This window comes from Streptomyces sindenensis, assembly GCF_014649035.1.
Classification (GTDB): domain Bacteria; phylum Actinomycetota; class Actinomycetes; order Streptomycetales; family Streptomycetaceae; genus Streptomyces; species Streptomyces sindenensis.
Map to the genome: position 1 here is coordinate 208,289 of NZ_BMSG01000003.1, position 20,360 is coordinate 228,648.

Here is a 20,360-nt window from a genome sequence, read left to right on the forward strand (position 1 = left end):
GTACGTCATGAGTGAGAACCAGAAGAAGGTCGTCGTCTTCGACTACGGCTTCGGCAACGTCCGGTCCGCCGAGCGGGCCCTCGCCCGCGTCGGCGCGGACGTCGAGATCACCCGCGACTTCGACCGCGCGATGAACGCCGACGGGCTGCTCGTCCCCGGCGTCGGCGCGTTCTCCGCCTGCATGGACGGGCTGAAGCGGGCCCGCGGCGACTGGATCGTCGGCCGCAGGCTGGCCGGCGGCCGCCCGGTCATGGGCATCTGCGTCGGGATGCAGATCCTCTTCGAGCGCGGCATCGAGCACGGTGTGGAGACCGAGGGCCTGGACGAGTGGCCCGGCACGGTCGGCCCCCTGAAGGCCGACGTCGTCCCGCACATGGGCTGGAACACCGTCGAGGCCCCCGAAGACTCCCGGCTCTTCGCCGGACTGGACCCCGATGCCCGGTACTACTTCGTGCACTCCTACGCGGCGCACGACTGGACCCTCGAAGTCACCAACGCCAAGATCCGCGCGCCCAAGGTCACTTGGTCCACGCACGGTGAACGGTTCGTGGCCGCCGTGGAGAACGGCGCGCTGTGGGCCACCCAGTTCCACCCCGAGAAGTCCGGCGATGCCGGCGCCCAGCTGCTGACCAACTGGATCGAGACGCTGTAATGCCGAAGCTTGAACTGCTCCCCGCCGTCGACGTCCGCGACGGCCAGGCCGTCCGCCTCGTCCACGGCGAGTCCGGCTCCGAGACCTCCTACGGCTCCCCGCTGGAGGCCGCCCTCGCCTGGCAGTCCGCCGGCGCCGAGTGGCTGCACCTCGTCGACCTGGACGCCGCCTTCGGCACGGGCGACAACCGCGCCCTGATCGCCGAGGTCGCCGGGGCCATGGACATCAAGGTCGAACTGTCCGGCGGCATCCGCGACGACGCCTCGCTGGAGGCCGCCCTCGCCACCGGCTGCCGCCGGGTCAACCTCGGCACCGCCGCCCTGGAGACCCCCGAGTGGGTCGCCAAGGTCATCGCCGAGCACGGCGACAAGATCGCCGTCGGCCTCGACGTCCGCGGCACCACCCTGCGCGGCCGCGGCTGGACCCGCGACGGCGGCGACCTCTACGAGACCCTCGCCCGCCTCGACGCCGAGGGCTGCGCCCGCTACGTCGTCACCGACATCGCCAAGGACGGCACCCTGGAAGGCCCCAACCTGGGCCTCCTGCGCGACGTCTGCGCCGTCACCGACCGCCCGGTCGTCGCCTCCGGCGGCGTCTCGTCGCTCGACGACCTCCGCGCGATCTCCCTCCTCGTCCCCGAAGGCGTCGAGGGCGCGATCGTCGGCAAGGCGCTGTACGCGAAGGCGTTCACGCTGGAGGAAGCCCTCAAGGCGGTCGCCGTATGACGGACGAGGCTTCCCCGGTGCGCCGGATCTCCACCGGCGCCCCCTGGGAGGAGAAGTTCGGCTACTCGCGCGCCGTCGAACTCCCCACCGGGCTCGTCCTGGTGGCCGGCTGCACCTCCGTGGTCAACGGCCAGATCGCCGCCGGCTCCCCGTACGAGCAGACGGTCACCGCCTTCGACGTCGCGTTCGCGGCGCTGGAGCAGCTGGGCCTGGGCCGCGAGGACGTCGTCCGCACCCGGATGTACATCACGCACGCCCGGGACGTCGACGAGGTCGGCCGCGCCCACAAGGAGCTGTTCGACGCCGTACGCCCCGCCGCCTCCATGATCATCGTGTCCGGTTTCGTCGATCCGAGCCTGGTCGTCGAGGTCGAGGTCGAGGCCTACCGAGGAGGTGCGAAGTGACTCTCGCCGTACGGGTCATCCCCTGCCTGGACGTCGACAACGGCCGGGTCGTCAAGGGCGTCAACTTCCAGAACCTGCGGGACGCGGGCGACCCCGTCGAGATGGCCAAGCTGTACGACGCCGAGGGCGCCGACGAGCTGACCTTCCTCGACATCACCGCCTCCAGCGGCGACCGCGAGACGACGTACGACGTGGTCCGCCGCACCGCCGAGCAGGTCTTCATCCCGCTCACCGTCGGCGGCGGCGTCCGCACCCCGGAGGACGTCGACAAGCTGCTGCGCGCCGGGGCGGACAAGGTCGGCGTCAACACCGCCGCCATCGCCCGCCCCGACCTCATCCGTGAGATCGCCGAACGCTTCGGACGCCAGGTCCTGGTGCTCTCGGTCGACGCCCGCCGTACTCCGGAGGGCACGTTCGAGGTCACCACGCACGGCGGCCGCAAGGGCACCGGCATCGACGCCGTCGAGTGGGCCCACCGGGCCGCCGAGCTGGGCGCGGGCGAGATCCTGCTCAACTCGATGGACGCCGACGGCACCAAGGACGGCTACGACACCGAGATGATCGAGGCGGTCCGCAAGCACGTCACCGTCCCCGTCATCGCCTCCGGCGGCGCGGGCCGGCTCGCCGACTTCGCCCCGGCGATCGAGGCGGGGGCCGACGCGGTGCTCGCCGCGTCCGTCTTCCACTTCGGCGACCTGCGGATCTCCGAGGTCAAGGGCGCGCTGCGGGACGCGGGCCACCCGGTGCGCTGAGCCCGTACACGGTGCGAGGCGGTATCACCGGTCTGCCGAGACCGGTGATACCGCCGATGCGTACCCCGGGGACGCGGGGTGAGAGTGGCGACCGCCGGCGAACGACGCCGGCGGCCACGCGGTGTCCCCCGAGAACTCCTGGACGACGGGCTCACGGGCCGCGCGTGGTGTGGTTGCCCGCCACCACCGAGAGGATCCCCCCGTGCAGCAGCACCTCCCCTCCGGCACCATCCCCCCGCACCCCTCCCGCCCGAGCCGCTCCGGTACGTTCACGGGTCGCTCCCGCACTCTGACGGGTCTGCTGACCGCGGCGGCGGCCACCGCCGGCCTCCTGCTGACGGGCCTGGCGCCCGGCGCACAGGCCGCCGACAATCCCTACGAGCGCGGCCCGGCCCCCACCAACGCCTCCATCGAGGCGAGCCGCGGCTCGTACGCCGTCTCCCAGACCTCCGTCTCCTCGCTCCTCGTGAGCGGATTCGGCGGCGGCACCATTTACTACCCGTCCTCCACCGCCGACGGCACCTTCGGCGCGGTCGTCATCTCGCCCGGCTTCACCGCGTACGAGTCCTCGATCGCGTGGCTGGGACCGCGCCTGGCCTCCCAGGGCTTCGTCGTCTTCACCATCGACACCAACACCACGCTCGACCAGCCCGACAGCCGGGGCCGCCAACTCCTCGCCGCCCTGGACTACCTGACCCAGCGCAGCTCGGTACGGACCCGGGTGGACGCCGGGCGCCTCGGCGTCATGGGCCACTCGATGGGCGGCGGTGGCTCGCTGGAGGCCGCCAAGAGCCGTACGTCGTTGAAGGCGGCGATCCCGCTGACCGGCTGGAACACCGACAAGACCTGGCCCGAACTGCGCACGCCCACGCTGGTGGTCGGGGCGGACGGCGACTCCATCGCTCCGGTCGCCACGCACTCCAAGCCCTTCTACTCCTCCTTGCCCGGCTCGTTGGACAAGGCCTACCTGGAGTTGCGCGGAGCCTCGCACTTCACGCCGAACACCTCCAACACGACGATCGCGAAGTACAGCATTTCCTGGCTGAAGCGATTCATCGACAACGACACCCGCTACGAGCAGTTCCTCTGCCCGCTCCCGCAGCCGAGCCTGACCATCGCGGAGTACCGGGGCAACTGCCCGCACACGGCGTAAACCCGGCGCTCCCGACCCTGCCGCGCTGTGCCGGAGCACAGCGCGGCAGGGCATCGGCTGGGAGCCCGCCCCGCACCGGGCGGTCCCCGGACGCGGCGCTTCCGCCCCCGCCGACGGATACGTACCGTGCCGGTGTGACCCCATCGACGACCGTGAGCAGTCCACTCCGGCTGTACGGCCGGGACGATGAACTCGCCACCCTCGGGAACCTGCTGGCGCTGTTACGGCGAGGTGACGGGGGTGCGCTGGTGCTGGCGGCGCCGCCAGGTCTCGGCCGTACGGCGCTGCTCCGCGCCGCGGCGGAGACCCACCGCGACCGGGGCCCCGTGCTCTACGCCACGGCCGCCCCCGCCGAACGCGCCGTGCCCTGCAGCGGCTTGGGCACCCTGCTCGGCGTGGGCCCGGCCGGGTCTTCGCCGGCCGCTCCGCCCGTCGGCATCACGCCCGACGCCCTGGCGGGCCGGCTACGGGAGTTCGCCGACGGTGGGCCGCTGCTGGTCTGCGTCGACGACGCGCACGCCTGGGACGCGTCGTCGCGGGCCGCCCTTGCCTTCGTGGCCCGCGGGCCGGGTGCGGGCAGCCGGATCGCCTTCCTCCTCTCGGCCGCGGACGGCACCGCCTTCGCCGGACTGCCCACTCTGCATCTCGCGCCCCTGGACGCAGCGGCGGCGTCGGCGCTCCTGGACCGGCTGACCGCCGGTACGGACGGTCTCGACCCGGTCGTGCGCGCCGAACTCCTCCGCGAGGCGGGCGGAAACCCTCGCCTGCTGGCCGGGCTCACCGGCCGCCTCACCCCCGACCAGCTCGCCGGACGCACCCCCCTGCCCTGGCCCCTGCCCGGCGGCGAAGCTGTGCTGGCCGCCCACGCCGAACGCCTCGACGACCTCCCGGACCGGACCCGCACCCTGCTCCTGCTCGCCGCGGCGGCGCAGGAACACGAGCCGGAGGGCGCTGGGGCGGACGCGCTGCTTCTGCTGCGCGCGGGTACGCGGGCCGGACTGCCCCGCCTCTTGCTGGACCGGGCCCTGTTCGACGGCGCCGGAACCGGTGGCCTCCTCCAACGGGTCGGCAGCCGCGTGCACTTCGCCCACCGCCTCACCGCCCGTGCCGTGCTCCACCACGCGCCCTGGGCCCGTCGCCGCGCCGCCCACGAACTGCTCGCCACCCTGCTGGCGGAGATCGGCGACCGCGGCGGGCCGGACGATGCGCCGGCCCGGGAGGCGCCGGGCCTTCCGGACGCCCCGGAGCCCCGTACCGCGCACACCGCGGCCGCGCCGTCGGCCCTCCACCTCGCCGCCCTCGTCCAGCGGGCCTGCGCCGCTCCGGGGCCGGACGCGGCGCTGGCCGCCGGGCTCGAAGCGGCCGCCATCGCCCCCGTCCAGCACGCCGCGCGCTCCGCCGCCCTGGCCCGCGCCGCTCTGCTCTCCCCGGGGCCGGCCCTGCGCGCCGTCCGGTTCGCCGCGGCGGCCGAGCAGGCGCGGCTGGCGGGCGACCCGGCCCTGGCCCGGGCCCTGCTGGCCAGAACCGGGCCCCGCACGGCCGATGCGGACCTGGCCGCCGGGCGCGGCGCAGGGGGCGGGGCCACGGAGCCCGGCGAGGCGGATCCACCCGCCGGTCTCGCCCCCGTCGGCGCCGGCACCGGCATCGGCCTCGCGCCGGGCCTCGCCCCGTACGTCCACGGCATGCTGGCCCTCCGCTCCGGGCCCGTCGCCGACGCCCACGAGGTCCTGCTCGCCGCGGCCCCGCTCCTCGCGCCGCACGATCCCCGTCGGGCCATCGAGGCCCTGCTCGCCGCGGCCGAGGCCGCGTGGGCGGCGGGGGACGCCCTCGGCTACCTCGACGCCATGAACCGTCTCGCCCGCAGCCCGGCGGACGAGGGCGTGGAGCACTACCGGGCCGGCATGAGCGCCGTCCTCGAAGGCCGCACGGCCGAAGGGCACGCCCGCCTCCGCCGTTGCCTCGCCCCCGGAGGGGACCCCGGCGACCCGGCGGCGCTGCTCCGGGCCTGTGTCGTGGCCCTGGTCCTCGGCGACGTGGCCGCCGCCTGCCGCGCGGGAGCCCGTGCGCTCGCCGCCGTACGGACCAAGGGGCCCGACGCGCTCCTGCCCCAAGCGCTCGAGCACCTCGCGTACGCCGAACTGCGGGCCGGGCGGCACACCGGTGCGCGGGCCCACGCGCTGGAGGGGCTGCACGCCGCCCGCCGTACGGGGCAGCCCAACAGTTCCGCCCATCTGCACGCCGTGCTCGCTCTCGCCGCCTCCGTGGAAGGGCCCGCCGAGGCGTGCGCCGCGCACGGGGACGCCGCGCTGGCCGGGGCGGGCCCCCACGGGCTGGCCCAGGCCGCCACCCTCGCCACCTGGGCCCGGGCCCGCGCGGACCTGGCGGCCGGGCGGCCGGGCGAGGCGGCCGCCCGGCTGGCCCCCCTGATCAAGGCCGGGCCGGGCCGGGGCCACTTCGCCACCCGGACGCTCGCCGTGCCCTGCTGGGTGGAGGCCGCCGTGCTGGGCGGACGGTCACCCGAGGAAACCCGTGAACTCCACGCCGCCGTCGACGAGTTCGCGGCCTGGGCCGTCCGGACCGCCGACCCGGGCGCCCCCGCTCAACTGGCCCGCTGCCGCGCCCTGCTGGCCCCCGCCGACGAGGCCGACGCCCGCTACGCCGAGGCCCTGGCACACCATGAACGGGCGGGCGGCGAGTTCGAGCAGGCCCGCACCCGGCTGCTGTACGGGCAGTGGCTGCGCCGCCGCCGGCGCACCCGAGAGGCCCGCGACCCGCTGCGCGACGCCCTGGTCGGCTTCCAGCGCTGTTCGGCCCGCGCCTGGGCGGACCGGGCGGCCGGGGAGCTGCGGGCGGCGGGGGAGCAGGCCGGGGAGCGACCGGACTCCGCCGGCGACCCGTTGGCGGCGCTCACCCCGCAGCAGCAGCGCATCGCCCGCTGCGTCGCCGAGGGGGCGACCAACCGCGAAGTGGCGCTGCGGCTCTCGCTCAGCCCGCGCACGGTCGACCATCACCTCCGCAACGTCTTCGCCGCCCTCGGCATCCGCTCCCGCACCGAACTGGCCCGGCTGCTGCGCCCCTGAACCCCCGGCAGGGCCGTTTCGCGGCCGGGAGGTTGCGAGACCGTGATGACGAGTTCCGCGCAGACCCCTAGGTACCGACTGGGCGGTATGTCATTCTGCGGGCGTCAGGATCGTCTCGCCGCGCTCGCGCCCCGCCCGGGCCGGTGCGCCGGGCCCGCCGCTCGCGCGGCAGGCCGATTCCCGGTGGAGGCCGCCATGCCACAGGTCGTACGTTCGCGGATCGGGGCGCTGCACGGCCCCTCCCCGGTACCGCCGTTGCCGCACCGCTTCCGGTCCCTGGCCGACCGTGAGGCCGTCGAGGTGCTGCACCGGGCAGCCCGGGTCCTCGTCGCCTCGCTGCCCGCTCTCACCGACCGGCTCGTCGAGGCCCTGCACGCCCAGGAGCCTGCCTACCGGGCGGCGATCGACTCCGACCGGGCCGAGGTCTGGCAGGAGGTCCACCACTCGTTGCGGCACAACGTCGGCTCCCTGATCCAGCCCCGCGAGTTCCGGGAGTCGGCCCACCGCACCTCCCGCTGGATCGGCGAGATCCGCGCCGAACAGGGCGTACCGCTCGACGCCGTGCTGCACGCCTTCCGGATGGGCGGCGCGATGGTCTGGCAGGACCTCGTGGACGAGACCGCCCGGCGCGACCCCGACGACATCCGGCTGCTCGTCCATGTCGCCGCCGATGTGTGGAACTTCGTCGACGAGCACTGCGGGGTCGTCGCGGACGCCTACCGGCAGGCCGAACGGCGGCTGTCCTGGCGGCGCGAGAACCGGCAGCGGCTGATGGTCGCCGCCCTGCTCGACGGGACCGCCCGGATCGCGGATCTGGCCGAGGCGGCGGAGATGCTGGGACTGCCGGAGCAGGGGCGGTACGCGGTGCTGGCGATGGCGGCCGGCCCGCGCGGGCCGGGGGCCGGTGGCGTGAAGGGTGCGGGGGCCGCCCAGCGCGGGCCGGGGCCCGCCGTCGCGAGCGGTGCGGGCGCCGCCCGGCCCGGGCCCGGGGCCGTCGCCCGCCCGCCGGTGGAGCTGCCCGTGGGCGCTCCGGGAACCATGGCGCTCTGGCACCCGGGCCCGGACGCCGAGTTCGCGATCCTGCCGCTGGCGGGCTCGCCCGGCGAGCTGAGCGCACTGGCCGCCGCGCTCGACGTGCCGGCCGGGACCCGGGCCGGGATCGGCTCCGCCGTCGATGGCCTGGCCGCCCTCGGCGACGCCCGGCGGCTCGCGGAGACCGCGCTGCGCGCCTGCCCGGCCTCAGGGGGGACCGTCCTGCTCGACGAGCACCTCCCGGACGCCCTGGTCGTGTCGTCCCCGGCGCTCGCGGGAGCCCTCGCCGACCGGGTGCTGGGCCCGCTGGACCGGCTGGACCCCGCCGACCGCGACGTCATCGTGGAGACCCTCACCGCCTGGCTGGACGCGGACGGCTCGGCGCAACGCGCGGGCGCGCGGCTCTACTGCCACCGCAACACCGTCCTCAACCGCCTCCGCCGCTTCGAACAGCTCACCGGCCGCTGCCTCACCCGCCCCCGGGACGCGGTGGAGGTCTCGTTGGCCTTGGCGGGGCGGCGGCTGCTGGGCACCTGAGGACCCGGACCACGCGACGGCTGCTCGACACCTGGAGCCCCTGCCTGTCCGACACCGACCACCACCCGAAAACTCCACAACAAATATTGCGCAATTCTTATTGCGCAATATTTCCTGTGCATCTACGGTCGTGTCATGCCCCGTGACGAACGACGCCGCATCTCCGACCTCGACACCCTCAAGGCGATCGGCCACCCCCTGCGCCTGAAGCTGTACCGCGCCCTGCACATCAAGCGCACGGCCACCGCCTCCCAGCTCGCCGACCAGGTCGACGAGGCGGTCTCCCTCGTCAGCTACCACCTGCGCAAGCTCGCCGACCACGGACTGGTCGAACCGGCCGAGGGGCGGGGCACCGACGGCCGAGAACGCTGGTGGCAGCCGTCCTCCCGGGGGCTGACCTTCAGTGACGCGGACTTCGACGACGCGCCGGACAGGGCCGCCGTCTACGCCGCCGCCAACCGCATGTCCTTCGACCAGCACGTGGAGCTCTACCGCGCCCACCAGAGCACACGGCACACCTGGGACGCGGAGTGGCGCAGCGCCTCCTGGAGCTCGGAGAACCTCCTCAGGCTCACCGCCACCGAACTGGCCGCCCTCAGCCAGGAGATGGGCGCGCTGATCGACCGTTACGAGGAGGCGGGCCGCGTCCGCGACGACGCGGGCGACACGGAGGGCCGGGAGAGCGTAGCCCTGCACACCTACGGCTTCCCCTTCCGCCCGTGAGCCCGCCCGACTCTTCCAGAAAGGAACCCGTGACCGACACCACCGTGGAAGCCCCGGACCGCCCCGCGCACCGCGACCCGAACGTCCTGCGCTGGCTCGGCGCGTACACCGCCTCGATGATCGGTGACAGCGTCTATTTCATGGCTCTCGCCTGGGCCGCCGCCCGTACCGGCAGCGCCTCCGGCACCGGCCTCGTGTTAGCCGCCGGCTCCCTACCCCGGGCGCTTCTCATGCTCGGCGGGGGAGTGCTCGCCGACCGCATCGGGCCCCGCCGCGTCGTCATCGGCAGCGACGCCGCCCGCGCCGTCCTGGTCCTCGTCCTCGCCGCGATCCTGGTCCTCACCGCGCCCACCGTGGGCGTCCTGGTGACCGTCGCCCTGCTCTTCGGCGCGGTCGACGCCCTGTTCCTGCCCGCGGTCGGAGCGCTGCCGCCCCGGATCAGCACCCCCGGCCAGCTCGCCCGCATCCAGGGCCTGCGCGCCCTGGCCGCTCGCGGCTCCTCGATCGTCGGCGCGCCGATGGGCGGGGTTGCCGTGGCGACCGGTGGCCCCTCGCTCGCCTTCGCCGCCGCCGGAGTGCTCTTCGCCCTGTCCCTGCCGCTGCTTCTGAGCCTGCGGATCAGACCCCTGGCCGAGCCGGAGACCCCCGGCGCGGCATCGGCCGCCGAGAAGGCGGCGATCGCCGAGGAGACCCCCGACGCCTGGCGCGATCTCGTCGGAGGGCTCCGGTACATCCGCCGCCACTCCCTCCTCGGCCCGCTCATGCTCGTCATCGCCCTCAGCGAGCTCGGCTTCGTCGGGCCGCTCAACCTCGGCCTGATCCTGCTCTCCGAGCAGCGCGACTGGGGCGCGGCCGGCATGGGCTGGATCGTCGCCGGATTCGCCGGCGGGGCGGCCGGCTCCGCCCTCCTCCTCGCCGTCCGGGGCCGGGTGCCGCGCGCCGGACTCGTGATGTGTCTGATGGCGCTCGTCGGCGCCGTCGGCATCGCCGCCGTGGCCCAGGTCTCCACGGTGGCCCTCGCCGCCGCGATCACCGCGTTCGTCGGCCTCACCGCCGGTCTGGCCGGGGCGCTGTGCGGAGCTCTCGTCCAGACCGCGGCCGACCCCGCGTACCTGGGCCGGGTCACCTCCGTATCGACGTTCTTCACCTACGCCATCGCCCCGCTGAGCTACCCCGTCACCGGGGCCGCCGTCGCCTTCTGGGGCACCGGACCGGTCTTCGCGGTCAGCGCGGCCGTGTGCGCGTCCGGCGGCGTGATGGGGCTCGCCCTCGCCGGACTCCGCCGCGCCGAACTGCCCCGCTGACCGGGCGTCACGGGGTACCGGGCGCTACATCCCGAGCTCGGCCTTCCGCAGCCGCTCCACCGCCGCCTCGTCGCCCTCCACCCGCACATCCGCCGAGTCCTGCCGGCCGGAGGCGTACAGCAGCAGCTCGGCCGGCTCCCCGGTCACCGTCACCACCGGGGTGCCCTTGTGGGCCACCGCCGTCCGGCCGTCGGGGCGACGCAGCACCAGCCCCACCGGGGACCTGCGCCCCAGCAGCCGGGAGGTCTTCTCGGTATGGGACCAGAGCACATCGGCGAAGACCGGGTCCAGCTCGCGGCGCGACCAGTCGGGCTGGGCCCGGCGCACGTCCTCCGCGTGGACGAAGAACTCGACCGTGTTGGCCGCCTCGTCGATCTGCTTGAGGGCCATGGGGGAGAACCGGGGCGGGCCGGTACGGATCAGCTGGATCAGTTCCTCGTACGGCTTCGCCGCGAACTCCGCCTGCACCCGCTCCAGCCGGGACTTCAGCGCGCTCACCAGCAGCCCGCCCGCCGCGTCCGCGCGGCGTTCGCGGACCACCACATGGGCGGCCAGGTCGCGGGTCTTCCAGCCGTCGCACAGGGTCAGGGCCTCGGGACCGGCCGCTTCCAACAGATCGGCGAGCAGAAGACGTTCACGCTTCGCATGGGTCGACATGCCCGCCAGCGTACGACCGTCACCCCGTGTCCGCCCAGTGGACGTCCGGCCGGAAGACGCCCGGCGCCACGGCACAATGGGCCCATGACCAGCACGCCCGACCCCGCACCGCCCGCCGGCAACCTCGACCCCGCCATCGCCGCCCGCCTCAAGCGCGGCGCCGACGGCCTGGTGCCGGCCATCGCCCAGCAGTACGACACCGGTGAGGTGCTGATGCTCGGCTGGATGGACGACGAGGCGCTGCACCGCACCCTGACCACGGGCCGCTGCACCTACTGGTCGCGCAGCCGCCAGGAGTACTGGGTCAAGGGCGACACCTCCGGCCACATCCAGCGGGTGAAGTCCGTCGCCCTGGACTGCGACGCCGACACCGTCCTCGTCAAGGTCGACCAGAGCGGCGCCGCCTGCCACACCGGCGACCGCACCTGCTTCGACGCCGATGTTCTGCCCCTCCTCGACCAGTAAGGTCAGCGGCCATGGATCTCGACACCTTCCGCAAGCTGGCGGTCGACCGGCGCGTCGTCCCCGTCAGCCGCCGCCTCCTCGCGGACGGCGACACCCCGGTCGGCCTCTACCGCAAGCTCGCCGCCGAGCGCCCCGGCACCTTCCTGCTGGAGTCCGCGGAGAACGGCCGGACCTGGTCGCGCTACTCCTTCATCGGCGTCCGCAGCGACGCCACCCTCACCACCCGCGACGGCGAGGCCCACTGGCTCGGCACCCCGCCCGTCGGCGTCCCCGTCGCCGGCGACCCGCTGGACGCGCTGCGGGCCACGATCGAGACCCTCCACACCCCGCGCGACCTGGTCGCGGACGAGGGCCTCCCGCCGTTCACCGGCGGCATGGTCGGCTACCTCGGCTACGACATCGTGCGTCGGCTGGAGAAGATCGGCGAGCACGGCGGCGACGACCTGAAGCTGCCCGAGCTGACCATGCTCCTCACCTCGGACCTCGCCGTCCTCGACCACCAGAACGGCACCGTCCTGCTGATCGCCAACGCGATCAACCACAACGACCTCGCCACCGGGGTCGACGAGGCCCACGCGGACGCCGTCGCCCGCCTCGACGCGATGGAGCGCGACCTGCGCCGCCCGGTCGAGAACGCCCCCGCCCTCCTGCCCCCGTCCGAGCTGCCCCCGTACACCGCCCTGTGGGGCGGCGAGGCCTACCAGGAGGCCGTGGACGACATCAAGGGGCGCATCCGGGCCGGCGAGGCGTTCCAGGTCGTCCCCTCCCAGCGCTTCGAGACCCCCTGCGCCGCGAGCGCCCTGGACGTCTACCGGGTGCTGCGGGCCACCAACCCGTCCCCGTACATGTACCTCTTCCGCTTCGACGGGTTCGACGTCGTCGGCTCCAGCCCCGAGGCCCTCGTCAAGGTCGAGGACGGCCGGGCCATGGTCCACCCGATCGCCGGAACCCGGCACCGCGGCACCACCCCGCAGGAGGACCAGGCGCTCGCCGAGGAACTGCTCGCCGACCCCAAGGAGCGCGCCGAGCACCTGATGCTCGTCGACCTCGGCCGCAACGACCTGGGCCGGGTCTGCGAACCGGGCAGCGTCGAGGTCGTCGACTTCATGTCCATCGAGCGCTACTCCCACGTGATGCACATCGTCTCCACCGTCACCGGCCGCGTCACCGAGGACCGCACCGCCTTCGACGTCCTCACCGCCTGCTTCCCCGCGGGCACCCTCTCCGGCGCCCCCAAGCCCCGCGCCATGCAGATCATCGAGGAGCTGGAGCCGAGCCGCCGCGGACTGTACGGGGGCTGCGTCGGCTACCTCGACTTCGCCGGGGACTCCGACACCGCCATCGCCATCCGCACCGCCCTCCTCCGCGACGGCACCGCGTACGTGCAGGCGGGCGCCGGTGTCGTCGCGGACTCCGACCCGGTCGCCGAGGACACCGAATGCCGCAACAAGGCGGCGGCCGTGCTCCGCGCCGTCCATACGGCCAACCGGCTCCACGACCGCTGAACGGCCGTCGGACCGCTGACGGCCGACCGGCTCCACGGGCATCGGGGCGGTAGGGGATAGTGGAGAGCGTGAGTGCTGTCCCCGTACCCCAGCCCCGTGCCCGAACCGCCGACCCCGCGTCCGGCGCCGCGCCCGACTCCGCGGGGAGTCGCCGCTCCCTCGCGGCCGGTCTCCTCCTGGGCGCGGCGGGCGCGACCGTCGTCCTCCTCGCCTCCGGGCAGACCTGGGCCGAGGGCCGGGCGGCCACCGGCGGGGGCGCCCTGCCGCTGACCGCCGACGGCCGGGACGTCACGGGTGTCCCCGCCGCCCTCGCCATCGTCGGGCTCGCCGCCCTCGTCGCCGTCTTCGCCGTCCGCGGCGCGGGCCGCCGGATCGTCGCCGCGCTCCTGGCCCTCAGCGGCCTCGGCGCCGCCCTCAGCGCCTGGGCGGGCGCCTCCGACAGCACGGCCCTGGACGAGGAGGCCGCCAGGACCACGGGCGACGCGGCGGCCACCATCCACGCCCTCAGCCACACCGCCTGGCCCTACGTCACCGCCGCCGGCGGCCTGCTGATCCTGCTGGCCGGGCTCCTCGCCCTGCGCTACGGCAGCCGCTGGCCCGCCATGTCCGGAAAGTACGAGCGCGACGGCACCCCCCGGCCCGGCAAGGCGCCCCGCACCGCCCCGGACCCGGACCGGCCCGAGGACCTGTGGAAGGCCCTGGACCGCGGCGAGGACCCGACGCGCGAGGCGTGACCCCACGATCACCCCCGGCGGCCCCGTACGGGACAATGGACCCGAGCCGCCCTTGGGGGCGGCGGCCCCACCTACAGCGTCACCCACAGCGCAACACCAACGAGGAGCAACTCATGGCGGGCACGAGCCACGGACACACCCCGGCCGCCTGGACCGGTGTCATCATCTCGTTCATCGGCTTCTGCGTCGCAGGCGTCTTCATGGTCGCGGCCAACCCGCTCGGTTTCTGGGTCGGCGTCGCCGTGGTCTTCGGCGGCGGACTCGTGGGCCTCGCCATGCGGGCCGCCGGTCTCGGTGCGCAGAAGGAGTCGGCCGAGATGGCCGAGGCCAGGGCGCGTGCCGGGCAGGCGCAGATCTCCCACTGAACCGGCCGCCGGACCGTCCCGGCGACCGACACGCAGACAGGCGCAGCCCCCCGGGGCTGCGCCTTTTCGCGTCGGCGGGGGACAATCACCGGGTGGACGCCACTCCGACCCCCGCCGCACCCGAGCCCTCGGACCCCGATCCCCAGGGCGTAGGCCCCTGGAACCTGTCTTTGACGGTCTGCCCGTCCCCGGACATGGCAGTACCCGCCACCCACGAGAACCCCGCCACCCCGCCCCTTCCGGCGCGTGAGAACGGAACCCTCGCCACTCCAGTCCGTCCGGCGGACCAGCCGGGCCGGACCGGCCGGGTGCGTCGGCTCGGCACGCCCCTGGGCATCCTCGCCGCCGTCACCGGCGCCTTCGCCTACGTCGGCACCGTCGACCCCAACGAGCCCGGCCACTACCCCGTCTGCCCCCTGCTCAAGCTGACCGGCGTCTACTGCCCCGGCTGCGGCGGCCTCCGCAGCGCCCACGCCTTCATCACCGGCGACCTCGGCGCGGCGCTCCAAGCCAACGCGATCGCCACCGTCGGCTACTTCCTCTTCGCCGCCGTCTGGGTCATCTGGCTGGTCCGGGCCTGGCGCGGAAAGCCCCTGCGGATCGCCCTGTCACCCGCCTGGTGGTGGGGCCTGGGCGCCGTCCTGCTGGTCTTCACCGTCGTCCGGAATCTGCCGTTCGGCTCGGCGCTGGCCCCCTGAAATGCCCAGGGAGTGGGACGCCGCGTGGCCGGATGCGAGCGCCGGGCCCTCCTGCGGATACCATCGGTACGGCTGATCCTGTTCCCTATTCACCGTTCCGGAAGGGGGCCGCTCGCGTGAGTGTGCTCGACGAGATCATCGACGGCGTCCGCGCCGACCTCGCGGAGCGACAGGCGCGCGTCAGCCTCGACGAGCTGAAGGAGCGCGCCGCCCGCGCCCCCCAGGCCAAGGACGGAGTCGCCGCCCTGCGCGGCGAGGGCGTCACCGTCATCTGCGAGGTCAAGCGCTCGTCTCCCTCCAAGGGGGCCCTGGCCGCCATCGCCGACCCGGCCGCGCTCGCCGCGGACTACGAGGCGGGCGGTGCGTCCGTCATCTCGGTCCTCACCGAGGAGCGCCGCTTCGGCGGCTCGCTCGCCGATCTGGAGGCCGTCCGCGCCAAGGTTGACACGCCGATTCTGCGCAAGGACTTCATCGTCACCTCGTACCAGCTGTGGGAGGCCCGCGCCTACGGCGCCGACCTCGCCCTGCTGATCGTCGCCGCCCTCGACCAGGAGGCCCTGGTCTCCCTCATCGAGCGCGCCGAGTCGATCGGGCTCACCCCGCTCGTCGAGGTGCACGACGAGGAGGAGGTGGAGCGTGCCGTGGACGCCGGAGCCAAGATCATCGGGGTCAACGCGCGCAACCTGAAGGACCTCAAGGTCGACCGCTCCACCTTCGAGCGGGTCGCCCCCGAGATCCCCGACCACATCGTCAAGGTCGCCGAGTCCGGTGTCCGCGGCCCGCACGACCTGATCGCGTACGCCAACGCCGGCGCCGACGCCGTCCTGGTCGGCGAGTCCCTGGTCACCGGCCGCGACCCGCGCGCCGCCGTCGCCGACCTGGTCGCCGCGGGCGCCCACCCGGCCCTCCGCCACGGCCGCGGCTGAGCGGGAGACCCGACGACGATGACCGGACGTCCCGCGCCCCGTACCCGGCCGGGCCTCGGCCCCGCCGGGGCCCCGGCCCGGGACCCGCACGCCCCGCTGGCGCGCGGCTGCCGGCCGCGTGGCTGCCGCGCCCCCGCCCGGCGCGTGCACGGACGGCGGGTGCGGTACGTCATCGGGGACGAGCCCGGCCAGGTCAACGGCATGCGATGGCGCCCGGGGTCCGCGCAGTAGCGAGCCCCGGCCGACGTACCGCAGTACCCGCAGCACGTCCGTACGACCGCATCACCGTGACCGCACGCCGGTTCCGGTGGCGCTCGCCGCTCCGCGCATACGGTGCACCCATCCGTTGCCATGCCAAGGAGCACGTCGCATGACGTCCGAGTTCTTCATTCCGGACCCCGAGGGTCTGATCCCCAGCGCCGAGGGCTATTTCGGCGCGTACGGCGGCAAGTTCATCCCGGAGGCGCTCGTCGCCGCCGTGGACGAGGTCGCCGTCGAGTACGACAAGGCCAAGGCCGACCCGGCGTTCGCCGCCGAGCTCAACGAGCTGATGGTGAACTACACCGGCCGCCCCAGCGCGCTCACCGAGGTCCCGCGCTTCGCCGAGCACGCCGGCGGCGCCCGGATCTTCCTCAAGCGCGAGGACCTGAACCACACCGGCTCGCACAAGATCAACAACGTGCTGGGCCAGGCGCTCCTCACCAAGCGCATGGGCAAGACCCGTGTCATCGCCGAGACCGGAGCCGGCCAGCACGGCGTCGCCACCGCGACCGCCTGCGCCCTCTTCGGCCTCGACTGCACCATCTACATGGGCGAGATCGACACCCAGCGCCAGGCGCTCAACGTGGCCCGGATGCGGATGCTCGGCGCCGAGGTCGTCGCTGTGAAGTCCGGCTCGCGGACCCTGAAGGACGCCATCAACGAGGCGTTCCGCGACTGGGTCGCCAACGTGGACCGCACGCACTACCTCTTCGGTACGGTCGCGGGCCCGCACCCCTTCCCCGCGATGGTCCGCGACTTCCACCGGGTCATCGGCGTCGAGGCCCGCCGCCAGCTCCTGGAGCGCGCGGGCCGCCTCCCGGACGCGGCGGTCGCCTGCGTCGGCGGCGGCTCCAACGCCATCGGCCTCTTCCACGCCTTCATCCCCGACGAGGGCGTCCGCCTGGTCGGCTGCGAGCCCGCCGGGCACGGGGTGGAGACCGGCGAGCACGCGGCGACCCTCACCGCGGGGGAGCCCGGCATCCTGCACGGCTCCCGCTCCTACGTCCTCCAGGACGACGAGGGCCAGATCACCGAGCCGTACTCCATCTCGGCGGGGCTCGACTACCCGGGCATCGGCCCCGAGCACTCCTACCTCAAGGACGTCGGACGCGGCGAGTACCGCGCGGTCACCGACGACGCGGCCATGCAGGCCCTGCGCCTGCTGTCCCGCACCGAGGGCATCATCCCGGCCATCGAGAGCGCCCACGCCCTCGCCGGGGCCCTGGACCTCGGCAAGGAGCTGGGCAAGGACGGGCTGATCCTCGTCAACCTGTCCGGCCGCGGTGACAAGGACATGGACACCGCCGCCCGCTACTTCGGGCTCTACGACACCGACGCCGTCGTCGAGGCGGACGCCGACAGCGACCGCGCCGAGATCGAGGGGGACGCCAAGTGAGCGGCAACATCGAGCTGTTGAACACCACCCTGGCCGCCGCGAAGGCCGCGGACCGGGCGGCGCTCATCGCCTACCTCCCGGCGGGCTTCCCGACCGTCGACGGCGGCATCGAAGCGGTCAAGGCCGTCGTCGCGGGCGGCGCGGACGTCGTCGAGGTCGGCCTCCCGCACAGTGACCCGGTCCTCGACGGGCCGGTCATCCAGACGGCCGACGACATCGCCCTGCGCGGCGGCGTCCGGATCGCCGACGTGATGCGCACGGTCCGCGAGGCGTACGAGGCCACCGGCGTCCCGATCCTCGTCATGACGTACTGGAACCCCATCGACCGCTACGGCGTCGAGCGGTTCACCGCCGAGCTGGCCGAGGCGGGCGGCGCCGGGTGCATCCTGCCCGACCTGCCGGTCCAGGAGTCCGCGCTGTGGCGTGAGCACGCCGACAAGCACGGTCTCGCCACCGTGTTCGTCGTCGCCCCCAGCAGCCAGGACGCCCGTCTCGCCACCATCACGGCGGCCGGCAGCGGCTTCGTCTACGCCGCGTCCCTGATGGGCGTCACCGGCACCCGCGCCTCCGTCGGCGCCCAGGCCCAGGACCTGGTGGGACGCACCCGCGCCACCACCGGCCTGCCGGTCTGCGTCGGCCTCGGCGTCTCCAACGCGGCCCAGGCCGCCGAGGTCGCCGGATTCGCCGACGGGGTGATCGTCGGCTCGGCCTTCGTCAAGGCCATGCTGGACGCCCCCGACGAGGCCGCCGGCCTTGCCGCCGTCCGCTCCCTGGCGGGCGAACTGGCCGAGGGTGTTCGAAAGCGCTGAGCCCGTGAACCACCCGAACGGGTGGATTGTGGACCGGGGAGGCGCGGAGGTGCCTCCCCGGTTCGTTCCCCGGGTGTGAGCGACAAGATCCCTGAGGGAAACAGAAGCGCGCGCGAGCGCCTGGCCCAGCAGCGCGAGCGGGAGAAGGGGCGCGAGAAGCGCCGCCGGACGCTGATCGTCGCCTCGGCGGTGGTCGGGGTGCTCGGCCTGGCCGCCGTGGTCGGCCTGATCGCGGCCAACGCGGGCAAGGGCGACGGCGGCGACTCCGCCTCCGGCCCGGCGGTCGCCCCGTCGGGCGCGATCGGCGAGGCCGCCCTGACCCTGCCGGTCGGCGCGGCCGACGCCCCGTCCACCCTCACGATCTGGGAGGACTTCCGCTGCCCGGTCTGCGCCCAGTTCGAGACGGCCTTCCGGGACACCATCACCGAGCTCGCCGAGGACGGCCAGATCCGGGTGGAGTACCACCTGGCCACGATCATCGACGGCAATCTCGGCGGCACCGGCTCGCTGCGCGCCGCCAACGCCGCCGCCTGCGCCCAGGACGTCGGCAAGTTCGCCCCGTACCACGACGTCCTCTTCAGCAACCAGCCCCCCGAGCCGGACGACGCCTTCGCCGAGAACAGCCGGCTGATCGAGCTGGCCGGCAAGGTCGAGGGGCTCGACACGCCGGGCTTCCGCAGCTGCGTGGAGGACGGCGATCACGACAGCTGGGTGAAGAAGTCCGACACGGCCTTCCGCGAGGGCGGCTTCCAGGGCACGCCGACGGTGCTGCTCAACGGGGAGTCCGTGTTCCCGAGCAAGGGCGAGGAGCAGATCTCCGCGGAGAACCTGAAGAAGTGGGTCGCCGAGGCCAACAAGGGCAAGAAGCCGGGCACCGCCACCCCGGCCGAAGGGTCCACGGCCCCGTCCGCCCCGGCCGAAGGGTCCACCGCCCCGTCCGCTCCGGCCGACGGATCCGGCGTCCCGCCCGCCCCGGCCGAAGGGGCGGCCACCCCGGTCGCGCCCTCGTCCGCCGCCGGTTCCTGACCGCGTTCCGCCGCCGGTCCCCGACCGCGTTCCGGGCCCGCCCGTGACGCGGTCCTCGTTACCCAGACGTTGCCGGGTGGCTTGCCGTACCCACCGCCCGGCAAGGTAGCGTCGACCTCGCCATGAATCTTGCCTCCATTCCCAGTCCGTCGACCGGCGTGATCGAGCTCGGCCCGATCCCGCTCCGCGGCTACGCGTTCTGCATCATCATCGGTGTCTTCGTCGCCGTCTGGTTCGGCAACAAGCGCTGGATCGCCCGGGGCGGCAAAGCCGGCACGGTGGCCGACATCGCCGTCTGGGCGGTGCCCTTCGGCCTCGTCGGCGGACGGCTCTACCACGTGATCACCGACTACCAGCTGTACTTCAGCGAGGGTGAGAACTGGGTCGACGCCTTCAAGATCTGGGAGGGCGGCCTCGGCATCTGGGGCGCCATCGCGTTCGGCGCCGTCGGCGCGTGGATCGGCTGCCGCCGCCGGGGCATCCCGCTGCCCGCCTGGGCCGACGCACTGGCCCCGGGCATCGCCTTCGCGCAGGCCATCGGACGCTGGGGCAACTGGTTCAACCAGGAGCTGTACGGCAAGCCCACCGACCTCCCCTGGGCGGTGGAGATCAGCGAGGGCACGAACCGGGTCGCCGGGACCTACCACCCGACCTTCCTGTACGAATCGCTGTGGTGCATCGGTGTGGCGCTCCTGGTCATCTGGGCCGACCGCCGCTTCAGCCTCGGCCACGGGCGGGCGTTCGCGCTGTACGTCGCCGCCTACTGCGCGGGTCGCGGCTGGATCGAGTACATGCGTGTCGACGAGGCCCACCACATCCTGGGCCTCCGCCTGAACGTGTGGACCGCGATCTTCGTCTTCGTCCTCGCCGTCGTCTACATCGTGGTCTCCGCCAAGCTGCGTCCCGGCCGCGAGGAGATCGTCGAGCCCGACCGGGACTCCACCCCCGGGAAGGACTCCGACGCGGACGGCCCCGCGCGGTCGGACGCCGACGCCAAGGACGCCGAGCAGGACACCGACGCGGAGAAGGACCCGCTCAGCAAGGACGAGCCGGGCGAATCCGGCAAGCACCTCAGCGCCGGGAGCACCGAAGCGGCGGCCGAGAAGGGCTGACCCCCCGGCGCCCTCCCCGGGCGCACCCCGCACCACCTCCCGCT

21 protein-coding genes are annotated in these 20,360 nt (G+C 74.2%); 20 read left to right on the forward strand and 1 reads right to left on the reverse strand.

The window, feature by feature from the left end; genetic code table 11:
• Nucleotides 1-7: 7 nt before the first annotated feature.
• From hisH to IE145_RS06175, 9 genes are all read left to right on the forward strand, one after another.
• Entirely contained in the window at nucleotides 8-652 is a 645-nt protein-coding gene (gene hisH, locus IE145_RS06135) for an imidazole glycerol phosphate synthase subunit HisH (protein ID WP_189519596.1), read from the forward strand.
• The gene (gene priA / locus IE145_RS06140; RefSeq protein WP_006123809.1) at nucleotides 652-1,377 is read left to right on the forward strand and encodes a bifunctional 1-(5-phosphoribosyl)-5-((5-phosphoribosylamino)methylideneamino)imidazole-4-carboxamide isomerase/phosphoribosylanthranilate isomerase PriA; all 726 of its coding nucleotides are present in this window, start codon (nucleotides 652-654) and stop codon (nucleotides 1,375-1,377) included. The genes hisH and priA overlap by 1 nt, the downstream gene beginning before the upstream one ends.
• Complete coding sequence (locus IE145_RS06145; RefSeq protein WP_189519598.1) at nucleotides 1,374-1,781, forward strand: RidA family protein; 408 nt, start codon at nucleotides 1,374-1,376, stop codon at nucleotides 1,779-1,781. Before priA ends, IE145_RS06145 begins: the two co-directional genes overlap by 4 nt.
• Nucleotides 1,778-2,533 (forward strand): imidazole glycerol phosphate synthase subunit HisF, encoded by a 756-nt coding sequence (gene hisF, locus IE145_RS06150; protein ID WP_006123807.1) that lies wholly within the window; start codon nucleotides 1,778-1,780, stop codon nucleotides 2,531-2,533. The genes IE145_RS06145 and hisF overlap by 4 nt, the downstream gene beginning before the upstream one ends.
• A gap of 202 nt (nucleotides 2,534-2,735) precedes the next feature.
• Nucleotides 2,736-3,686: a bis(hydroxyethyl) terephthalate hydrolase gene (bdeA, locus tag IE145_RS06155; protein ID WP_189519600.1), complete on the forward strand. Its 951-nt coding sequence runs from the start codon at nucleotides 2,736-2,738 to the stop codon at nucleotides 3,684-3,686.
• 134 nt (nucleotides 3,687-3,820) lie between these two features.
• The gene (locus IE145_RS06160) at nucleotides 3,821-6,766 is read left to right on the forward strand and encodes a helix-turn-helix transcriptional regulator (RefSeq protein ID WP_189519602.1); all 2,946 of its coding nucleotides are present in this window, start codon (nucleotides 3,821-3,823) and stop codon (nucleotides 6,764-6,766) included.
• 195 nt (nucleotides 6,767-6,961) lie between these two features.
• A complete protein-coding gene (locus IE145_RS06165) occupies nucleotides 6,962-8,335 on the forward strand; it encodes a PucR family transcriptional regulator (protein ID WP_189519604.1) in 1,374 nt (457 codons plus the stop codon).
• Nucleotides 8,336-8,470: 135 nt separating this feature from the next.
• Complete coding sequence (locus tag IE145_RS06170) at nucleotides 8,471-9,058, forward strand: ArsR/SmtB family transcription factor (protein ID WP_189519606.1); 588 nt, start codon at nucleotides 8,471-8,473, stop codon at nucleotides 9,056-9,058.
• A 29-nt stretch (nucleotides 9,059-9,087) separates the two neighbouring features.
• Complete coding sequence (locus IE145_RS06175) at nucleotides 9,088-10,362, forward strand: MFS transporter (protein WP_189519608.1); 1,275 nt, start codon at nucleotides 9,088-9,090, stop codon at nucleotides 10,360-10,362.
• A gap of 24 nt (nucleotides 10,363-10,386) precedes the next feature.
• Here IE145_RS06175 and IE145_RS06180 read toward each other — a convergent pair whose 3' ends face one another.
• Nucleotides 10,387-11,019 carry a TIGR03085 family metal-binding protein gene (locus IE145_RS06180; protein ID WP_189519610.1) on the reverse strand — a complete coding sequence of 211 codons (633 nt, stop codon included), beginning with the start codon at nucleotides 11,017-11,019 and terminating at the stop codon, nucleotides 10,387-10,389.
• Nucleotides 11,020-11,103: 84 nt separating this feature from the next.
• Between IE145_RS06180 and hisI the strand changes: the two genes are divergently transcribed.
• From hisI to lgt, 11 genes are all read left to right on the forward strand, one after another.
• The gene (hisI, locus tag IE145_RS06185) at nucleotides 11,104-11,484 is read left to right on the forward strand and encodes a phosphoribosyl-AMP cyclohydrolase (protein ID WP_189519613.1); all 381 of its coding nucleotides are present in this window, start codon (nucleotides 11,104-11,106) and stop codon (nucleotides 11,482-11,484) included.
• 11 nt (nucleotides 11,485-11,495) lie between these two features.
• Nucleotides 11,496-12,989 (forward strand): anthranilate synthase component I, encoded by a 1,494-nt coding sequence (locus IE145_RS06190; protein ID WP_189519615.1) that lies wholly within the window; start codon nucleotides 11,496-11,498, stop codon nucleotides 12,987-12,989.
• Between the two features lie 59 nt (nucleotides 12,990-13,048).
• On the forward strand, nucleotides 13,049-13,723 hold the full coding sequence (locus tag IE145_RS06195) for a TIGR02234 family membrane protein (RefSeq protein WP_189519617.1): 675 nt from the start codon (nucleotides 13,049-13,051) through the stop codon (nucleotides 13,721-13,723).
• 113 nt (nucleotides 13,724-13,836) lie between these two features.
• Nucleotides 13,837-14,088 carry an HGxxPAAW family protein gene (locus tag IE145_RS06200; RefSeq protein WP_065481009.1) on the forward strand — a complete coding sequence of 84 codons (252 nt, stop codon included), beginning with the start codon at nucleotides 13,837-13,839 and terminating at the stop codon, nucleotides 14,086-14,088.
• A gap of 92 nt (nucleotides 14,089-14,180) precedes the next feature.
• Nucleotides 14,181-14,786 carry a DUF2752 domain-containing protein gene (locus IE145_RS06205; protein ID WP_189519619.1) on the forward strand — a complete coding sequence of 202 codons (606 nt, stop codon included), beginning with the start codon at nucleotides 14,181-14,183 and terminating at the stop codon, nucleotides 14,784-14,786.
• A gap of 116 nt (nucleotides 14,787-14,902) precedes the next feature.
• Entirely contained in the window at nucleotides 14,903-15,712 is an 810-nt protein-coding gene (trpC, locus tag IE145_RS06210; protein ID WP_093805885.1) for an indole-3-glycerol phosphate synthase TrpC, read from the forward strand.
• Nucleotides 15,713-15,730: 18 nt separating this feature from the next.
• On the forward strand, nucleotides 15,731-15,943 hold the full coding sequence (trpM, locus tag IE145_RS06215; protein ID WP_189519621.1) for a tryptophan biosynthesis modulator TrpM: 213 nt from the start codon (nucleotides 15,731-15,733) through the stop codon (nucleotides 15,941-15,943).
• Nucleotides 15,944-16,082: 139 nt separating this feature from the next.
• Nucleotides 16,083-17,369, forward strand: coding sequence for a tryptophan synthase subunit beta (gene trpB, locus IE145_RS06220; protein WP_006123792.1), 1,287 nt, complete (start codon nucleotides 16,083-16,085; stop codon nucleotides 17,367-17,369).
• On the forward strand, nucleotides 17,366-18,178 hold the full coding sequence (trpA, locus tag IE145_RS06225; protein WP_189519624.1) for a tryptophan synthase subunit alpha: 813 nt from the start codon (nucleotides 17,366-17,368) through the stop codon (nucleotides 18,176-18,178). The genes trpB and trpA overlap by 4 nt, the downstream gene beginning before the upstream one ends.
• A 75-nt stretch (nucleotides 18,179-18,253) precedes the next feature.
• Nucleotides 18,254-19,204: a DsbA family protein gene (locus IE145_RS06230; RefSeq protein ID WP_189519625.1), complete on the forward strand. Its 951-nt coding sequence runs from the start codon at nucleotides 18,254-18,256 to the stop codon at nucleotides 19,202-19,204.
• A gap of 122 nt (nucleotides 19,205-19,326) precedes the next feature.
• Nucleotides 19,327-20,316, forward strand: a complete 990-nt coding sequence (gene lgt, locus IE145_RS06235; protein WP_189519627.1) for a prolipoprotein diacylglyceryl transferase — start codon at nucleotides 19,327-19,329, stop codon at nucleotides 20,314-20,316.
• The last annotated feature ends 44 nt before the right edge of the window (nucleotides 20,317-20,360 follow it).

Coding starts and splice junctions, on each gene's coding strand:
- trpM (WP_189519621.1), top strand. CDS start 15,731: ATGACCGGACGTCCCGCGCCCCGTACCCGGCCGGGCCTCGGCCCCGCC.
- IE145_RS06190 (WP_189519615.1), top strand. CDS start 11,496: ATGGATCTCGACACCTTCCGCAAGCTGGCGGTCGACCGGCGCGTCGTC.
- lgt (WP_189519627.1), top strand. CDS start 19,327: ATGAATCTTGCCTCCATTCCCAGTCCGTCGACCGGCGTGATCGAGCTC.
- priA (WP_006123809.1), top strand. CDS start 652: ATGCCGAAGCTTGAACTGCTCCCCGCCGTCGACGTCCGCGACGGCCAG.
- trpB (WP_006123792.1), top strand. CDS start 16,083: ATGACGTCCGAGTTCTTCATTCCGGACCCCGAGGGTCTGATCCCCAGC.
- IE145_RS06180 (WP_189519610.1), bottom strand. CDS start 11,019: ATGTCGACCCATGCGAAGCGTGAACGTCTTCTGCTCGCCGATCTGTTG.
- hisH (WP_189519596.1), top strand. CDS start 8: ATGAGTGAGAACCAGAAGAAGGTCGTCGTCTTCGACTACGGCTTCGGC.
- IE145_RS06145 (WP_189519598.1), top strand. CDS start 1,374: ATGACGGACGAGGCTTCCCCGGTGCGCCGGATCTCCACCGGCGCCCCC.
- IE145_RS06170 (WP_189519606.1), top strand. CDS start 8,471: ATGCCCCGTGACGAACGACGCCGCATCTCCGACCTCGACACCCTCAAG.
- IE145_RS06165 (WP_189519604.1), top strand. CDS start 6,962: ATGCCACAGGTCGTACGTTCGCGGATCGGGGCGCTGCACGGCCCCTCC.
- hisI (WP_189519613.1), top strand. CDS start 11,104: ATGACCAGCACGCCCGACCCCGCACCGCCCGCCGGCAACCTCGACCCC.
- IE145_RS06200 (WP_065481009.1), top strand. CDS start 13,837: ATGGCGGGCACGAGCCACGGACACACCCCGGCCGCCTGGACCGGTGTC.